This window comes from Achromobacter sp. 1011811831, from assembly GCF_059760905.1.
The window spans coordinates 39,728-46,272 of record NZ_JCBANG010000048.1 but is presented as its reverse complement, the minus strand read 5'-3'; the positions used below and the strand labels follow the sequence as shown (position 1 = coordinate 46,272).

At 69.6% G+C, this 6,545-nt stretch carries 6 protein-coding genes; 3 read left to right on the top strand and 3 right to left on the bottom strand.

The features are described from left to right. Positions 1-531: hypothetical protein (locus AC6LJ9_RS18345; protein ID WP_498148672.1), on the bottom strand; the 531-nt coding region annotated here is incomplete at its 3' end. Positions 532-595: 64 nt separating this feature from the next. Between AC6LJ9_RS18345 and AC6LJ9_RS18340 the strand changes: the two genes are divergently transcribed. Next, positions 596-1,153 carry a TetR/AcrR family transcriptional regulator gene (locus tag AC6LJ9_RS18340; protein ID WP_349291618.1) on the top strand — a complete coding sequence of 186 codons (558 nt, stop codon included), beginning with the start codon at positions 596-598 and terminating at the stop codon, positions 1,151-1,153. 142 nt (positions 1,154-1,295) lie between these two features. Next, entirely contained in the window at positions 1,296-2,306 is a 1,011-nt protein-coding gene (locus tag AC6LJ9_RS18335; RefSeq protein ID WP_498148671.1) for an aldo/keto reductase, read from the top strand. A gap of 75 nt (positions 2,307-2,381) precedes the next feature. Here the strand turns inward: AC6LJ9_RS18335 and AC6LJ9_RS18330 are convergent, their stop codons facing one another. Continuing rightward, positions 2,382-3,716, bottom strand: a complete 1,335-nt coding sequence (locus AC6LJ9_RS18330; protein WP_498148670.1) for an MFS transporter — start codon at positions 3,714-3,716, stop codon at positions 2,382-2,384. 84 nt (positions 3,717-3,800) lie between these two features. After that, positions 3,801-5,480: a GMC family oxidoreductase gene (locus AC6LJ9_RS18325; RefSeq protein WP_498148669.1), complete on the bottom strand. Its 1,680-nt coding sequence runs from the start codon at positions 5,478-5,480 to the stop codon at positions 3,801-3,803. 192 nt (positions 5,481-5,672) lie between these two features. Between AC6LJ9_RS18325 and AC6LJ9_RS18320 the strand changes: the two genes are divergently transcribed. Further along, positions 5,673-6,542, top strand: coding sequence for an IclR family transcriptional regulator (locus AC6LJ9_RS18320; protein WP_498148668.1), 870 nt, complete (start codon positions 5,673-5,675; stop codon positions 6,540-6,542). Positions 6,543-6,545 lie beyond the last annotated feature (3 nt).

Here is a 6,545-nt window from a genome sequence, read left to right as displayed (position 1 = left end):
GTCGCAAGTTTGCGACGATCCGGGCGTCAGCGTGATCGTCGGCCGCGCGTCGAAGTCGTCCGACGACGTCAGCAGCGTGCGATAGGTCGCATAGCCCGGTTTCTCCACGCACCAGTTCCAGAAAAAGATCGTCCGGCCATGGATCATCAGCGATTCGGCACGCCATTCGCTGTGATTCTCGAATGAGGCGACGCCCTCCTCGCCGCTGCGCTGTTCATCGCGCCAGCGTTCCCGGCCATAGGGATAGGAGGAGGTGATCAGGATCACGCGGGCGTCCGCCAAGGGCCTGGACTGCTCGTCGACCACGGTGGCGCGGGCCTGCGGCTGCAGCGTCTTGTACGCCGGGTACGGAATGCAGCCGCCCAGCAACAAGGGCGCGGCCAGCAGGGCCGCGCGCAGCGAAAAAAATGGGAGACAGAACGGTCGACGCAACAGTCGATACATATTGGCGGTGTGGCAATACAGGGAAACAGTGGTCAAAAGAATACGAAGGTAGTATTTTCTCGCGACTAGCAAGGCAAGACCATTCATGAGTACGGCACGACCCCCATCTTTATCGCAAGACCCGCGCCTGACGAAAGGCGAACGCACCAGATTGCAGCTTTTGGAAGTGGCCGCGGCGGAATTCGCCGAACGCGGCTTCCAGCATACCCGGATCAGCGACATTGTCGCCCGCGCCGGCGTGACGCAGCCGGTCTTCTATCAATACTTCACCAGCAAGCAGGCGGCCTATGACGAACTCGTCGGCATGTTCGCCGAGCGCCTGCGAGGCATCATCGGCCAGGAACGCGAGCCCGGCGCGCCGGGCTCGGGGCTGGACGAGCGCGTGCGCGCCAGCGTCGGTGGCCTGCTGGCCATCCTGCGCGAGAATCCCGACCTGACCCGCATCGGCTTCTTCCAGGCCGATTCGGCCGAGGATCTCAAGGACGAACTGGCGCGCATGATCGCGGCCAGGGTGCGCCTGGAGCAGCAGGCCGGCCTGTTTCGCGCCGAGGTTTCGGCCGAGCTGTTCGCGCATGCGCTGATGGGCATCATCGAACGTTTCGTGCGCCAGGCGCCGGGGCAGGAGTCCTCGACGCTGTCGGGCTTCATCTCGGACCTGCTGCTGGACGGCGCGCGCCGCCGCGCGGCGCCGGCGGGCATGCCCGCCTGACGCTTCGCCCGCACTGACGGATCCCTGAACGCAGGCATGGCGCGCGGCACGGCCGCGGCGCCGGCGCGTCCCATGGCGCGGGCTTCTGGCAATATGTGCCGTCCGGCGCAGACGCCGCCCGCAACGCCACAAGGGAACCGCCATGAATTACCGCAGACTGGGAAACAGCAACCTCCGCGTATCGCCGCTGTGCCTGGGCACCATGATGTTCGGCGAACAGACGCCGGACGACGAGGCCGCGCGCATCGTCGCGTCGGCGCGCGAACAGGGTGTGAATTTCATCGACACGGCCGACGTCTACAACGACGGCCGTTCCGAACAGGTGCTGGGCAGGCTGCTCAAGGGCCAGCGCCATGACTGGGTGCTGGCCAGCAAGATCGGCAACGCCATGGGCCAGGGCCCCAACCAGGCGCACTATTCGCGCCAGTGGCTGGTGCGCGGGGTCGAGGCCAGCCTGGCGCGACTGGACACCGATTTCCTGGACATCCTGTACCTGCACCGCGACTACCACGAGGAAAACCTGGAAGAGGCCGTGTGGGCGCTGGGCGACCTGATCCGCGCCGGCAAGCTGCGCGGCTTCGGCCTGTCGAACTTCCGCGGCTGGCGCATCGCCGAGGTCATGCGCTTGTGCGCGCAGCTGGGCGTGCCGCAGCCGGTGGTCTGCCAGCCGTACTACAACATGCTCAATCGCGGCCCCGAGGTCGAGATCCTGCCCGCCTGCGGCCACTATGGGCTGGGCGTGGTGCCGTACAGCCCGATCGCGCGCGGCGTGCTCACGGGCAAGTACCTGCCGGGCCAGGCCCCCGGGGCGGACACGCGCGCCGGTCGTGGCGACCGCCGCATCCTGGCCACCGAGTTCCGCGAGGAATCGCTGCGGATCGCGCAGCGGCTGGTCGAGCATGCCGCCGCGCGCGGCGTGCAGCCCGGCCCTTTCGCCACCGCCTGGGTGCTGGCCAATCCGCTGGTCAGCTCGGTGATCGCCGGCCCGCGCACGCTGGCGCAGATGCAGGACTACTACGCCGCGCTGGACCTGCGCATCACGCCCGAGGACGAGACGCTGGTGGATGGCTGGGTCACGCCGGGCCACGCCTCCACCCACGGCTACAACGATCCCAACTACCCGTTCCACGGCCGGCCCGCCGTCCGCGCCTGATCCGGCCGCGCGGGGCGGCCGGCTTGGGGGGCCTGGCATCGGGCGGCCCGCAAGCGATCCGTCCCGCATCCCGGCTCAGGCCTTGCGCAGGCCGGCGCGGGGCAAGGCCGCGCCGCCCGCCTGGCCCGCCGGCTGCCCGCCGCGTCCGATCAGCCATGCGCACAGCGCTGACACCAGGCCCGCGAACAGCACGTACAGGCAGATCAGCCAGGGCTGGCCGCCGCCGCTCTTGAGCAGGGCGGTGGCGATGATGGGCGTGATGCCCGAGGCGAAGATGCCCGAGAACTGGTAGACGAAGGAGATGCCGGTGTAGCGCACCTTGGCGTCGAACAGCTCGCAGAACAGCGCGGCCTCCGGCCCGTAGACGGCGGCGTAGAAGATGCCGAAGGGCACGATGATGGCCAGCCACACCAGCATCACGCTGCCCTGGCTGTTGAGCATCAGCCAGAAGCCCGGGAAGGACGCCGCCGCCGTGATCAGCGAGCCCCAGAAATACACGCGGGTGCGGCCGACGCGGTCCGACAGCCGGCCGAAGAAGGGGATGAACACGCACATCACCAGCGCCGCCGCCATCACGCCGGTCAGCGCCTGCGTGCGCGTGATCTGCACGGTCTGGGTCAGGTACGAGATCGAGAACACCCCGAACACATTGAAGAACACGCCGTCGATGTAGCGCGCGCCCATGCCTTTGAGCACATTGCCCGGATAGCGCCGCAGCATGTCGAAGAAGGGAATGCGGCTCTCGGCGTTGCGCGCCTTGACCTGGGAGAACTCGGGCGTCTCCTTGATGTTGAGCCGGATGTACATGCCCACCAGCACCATCGCGGCCGAGGCCAGGAAGGCGACGCGCCAGCCCCAGGCCATGAACTGCGCGTCGGTGAGCAGGGTGGACAGCAGCGCCACCGTGCCCGAGGCCAGGCACAGGCCGATGGCCAGCCCGATCTGCGGCAGCGAGGCGTAGAAGCCCTTTTTCTCCGGCGGCGCGTATTCATAGGCCATCAGCACCGCGCCGCCCCATTCGCCGCCCAGCCCGATGCCCTGGAACACGCGCAAGAGCAGCAGCAGCACGGGCGCCCAGATGCCGATGCTGTCGTAGGTGGGCACCAGGCCGATCAGGAAGGTCGACACGCCCATGATCATCAGCGTCATCACCAGCATGCTCTTGCGGCCGATGCGGTCGCCGAAGTGGCCGAAGATCAGGCCGCCCAGCGGACGCGTGATGAAGCCGACCGCGAAGGTGGTGTAGGCCAGCATGGTCGACACCAGCGGGTCGTCCGTGGGGAAGTACAGCTTGTTGAACACGATGCCGGCGACGACGCCGTACAGGAAGAAGTCGTACCACTCGATGGTGGCGCCGATCAGCGAGGCGGTGACGACTCTGCGCACCGCCGCTACGTTCTGCTTGGCCATGTCTGCTCTCCTCTGGTGGATGGCCGGACGGTCTGCGCCGCGCCTGGCCGTGGGGGTGCTACGGTTGGACTGGCGGATGCCGCATCATCGGGCTGCCGCGATGCCGGCATTGCCGGTACGCGGGCATGCCTCCAGCGAGTCGGCGCCTGGCGTTGCGGGCAGGGACCGTTCCCGCAAGATGAATTCGGCCGCGCGCTCGGCCAGCATGATCACGGGCGCATTCGTGTTGCCCGACACCAGCGTCGGCATGACCGAGCAGTCGACCACGCGCAGCCCGGCCACGCCGCGCACGCGCAGCTGCTCGTCCACCACCGCCAGGGGATCGTCGGCCGGCCCCATTTTGGCCGTGCTCGAGGGATGGAAGATGGTGGCGCCGTACTCGCGGCAGAAGTGCAGGATCTCGTCATCGTCGCGGACCTCGGGGCCGGGCCGGAACTCGCGCTTCATCAGCCCGGCCAGCGGCTCGGCGGCCGCCAGCCGGCGCGCGTACTTGACCGCCGCCACCGCCATGCGGCGGTCCAGCTCGGTGGACAGGTAGTTGGGCTGCATGGACGGTGCCTCGAAAGGATCGGCGCTGCGCAGCCGCACATGGCCGCGCGAGCTGGGCCGCAGCTGGCACACCGAGTAGGTGCAGCCCGAGAACGGATGCACCTTGCCGCCGGCCATGTCGGCCGACAGGGTGGCGAAATGGAACTGGGTGTCTGGCGTAACGCTGGCCGGATCCACGCGGCAGAACAGGCCGCCCTGGTTGATGCCGACCGCCAGCGGCCCGTCGCGGAACAGCAGCCATTGCAGGCCGATGCGCGCGCGCCCGGCCAGCGTACGCAGCTGGTCGTTGGTGGTGATGGGGCGGCTGGTTTCGTAGATCAGCCGGATCTGCAGATGGTCCTGCAGGTTCTCGCCCACGCCCGGCAGGTCGCGCACCACGTCGATGCCATGCTGGCGCAGCAGCGCCGCCGGGCCGACGCCGGACAGCTGCAGCAGTTGCGGCGATTGCAGCGCGCCGGCGCACAGCAGCACCTCGCGCCGGGCGCGCAGCGTGCGCACCTCGCCGTCGACGCGGTAGCGCACGCCGCAGGCACGGCGGCCCTCGAACAGCACGGCCATGGCGTGGGCGCCGGTCTGCACGCGCAGGTTGGGCCGGCCCTCGGCCGGACGCAGGTAGGCCACGGCGGTGGAGCAGCGCCGGCCGTGGCGCGTGGTGAGCTGGTAATAGCCCGCGCCTTCCTGTTCGCCGGTGTTGAAGTCGCGCACGCGCGGCACGCCCAGGCCGGCGGCGGCCTCGATCATGGCCTCGACCAGTGGATGCGGCGTCTTGATCGAGGTGGCGCTCAGCGGGCCGCCCACGCCGCGCGTGGCGCTCTCGCCCAGGTCGTTGTCCTCCAGCCGGCGGAAGTAGGGCAGGCAGTCTTCCCAGCGCCAGCCGGGATTGCCGGCGGCGGCCCAGGCGTCGTAGTCGGCGCGCTGGCCGCGGATGTAGATCAGGCCGTTGATGGCGCTGGAGCCGCCCAGCGTGCGGCCGCGCGGCCAGTAGATGCGGCGGCCCAGCATGTTGGGATCGGGATCGGTGTAGTAGCCCCAGTTCACTTCCCTGTGGAACATGGTCTTGCCGTAGCCGATGGGGATGTGTATCCACGGATAGCGGTCGCGCGGACCGGCCTCCAGCAGGCAGACGGCATGCGCGCCGTCCTCGCTCAGCCGGTTGGCCAGCACGCATCCGGCCGAGCCGGCGCCCACCACGATGTAGTCCACTGTGTCCGACATGCCGCCTGTCTCCCTGGCGCCTGGACCCGCGCAAGCCGCGCGTCCGCCACGACGCGTGTTTCCTGCTTGCGGAGGCCGGGGCGCTTATATACTGGCCGGGTTCCTCGCGGCGCGAGCACGGCCCGCGAGGCTTGAGGCGATTCTAGGAAGCGCGCGCGCCGGGCCAAGCGCAATCGGCGCGCGGGGCGGGAAATGGAACAGAACATGGGGCTTCGGTTTCAAAATCGCAGTGCAGCATCGCGGGATGGCGCCGATGGCGGCATCCAGGGCGGCCAGGACGAGGACGCCGGGTCGCGGCTGGAAGAGGCGCGCAGCCTGCGCGCCCTGCATGTGCTGGACCATCTGGCCCGCGCCCAGCATCCGCCCACGCTGGCCCAGCTGGCGCAGCGCCTGGCCATGCCCAAGACCACCCTGATGCGGCTGCTGGCCGCGATGCAGCGCGCCGGCTTCGTCGCCGCCACGCCGGTCGAGCGCGGCTATGTGCCGGGGCCGCAGGCCGGCGCGCTGGCGCTGGCCACGCTGCGCGCCTCGGCCTACACGCGCGCCTGCCGCGCGGTGCTGGCGCAGCTGGCCGGCACGCTGGGAGAAACCTGCAACCTGACCGCGCCCGACGGCGACCGCGTCATCTACATGGAGCGCGTCGAAACCGCCGAGCCGCTGCGGCTGATCTTCGCGGTGGGCAGCCACGTGCCCATGCACTGCACCGCCAGCGGCAAGCTGTTCCTGGCCTCGATGAGCCGGCTGGAACGCGCGCGCGTGGTGGCGCGATTGCCGCTCACGCGCAACACGCCGCGCACGCTGACCCGGCCCGAGCAGTTGGAGGAAGAGCTGGAGCGCCTGGCCGCGCGCGGCATCGGCATCGACAACGAGGAATTCGTGCGCGGCATGAGCGCGGTGGCGGTGCCGGTGCGCGACGAGGAAGATCGCGTGGTGGCGGCCGTGGCCTGCCATGCGCCGACGGCGCGGGTGATGCTGGACGATCTGCTGCGCGCCGTGCCGGTGATGCAGCGCGCGGCCGAGGCCATGCGCGAGGTGTTCTCGCAGCGGCCGGCTGCCGGCTGATCG

Bases quoted from the DNA above. Each gene is read 5' to 3' on its own strand.
- AC6LJ9_RS18335 (WP_498148671.1), top strand. From the start codon at position 1,296: ATGAATTACCGCAGACTGGGAAACAGCAACCTCCGCGTATCGCCGCTG.
- AC6LJ9_RS18330 (WP_498148670.1), bottom strand. From the start codon at position 3,716: ATGGCCAAGCAGAACGTAGCGGCGGTGCGCAGAGTCGTCACCGCCTCG.
- AC6LJ9_RS18325 (WP_498148669.1), bottom strand. From the start codon at position 5,480: ATGTCGGACACAGTGGACTACATCGTGGTGGGCGCCGGCTCGGCCGGA.
- AC6LJ9_RS18320 (WP_498148668.1), top strand. From the start codon at position 5,673: ATGGAACAGAACATGGGGCTTCGGTTTCAAAATCGCAGTGCAGCATCG.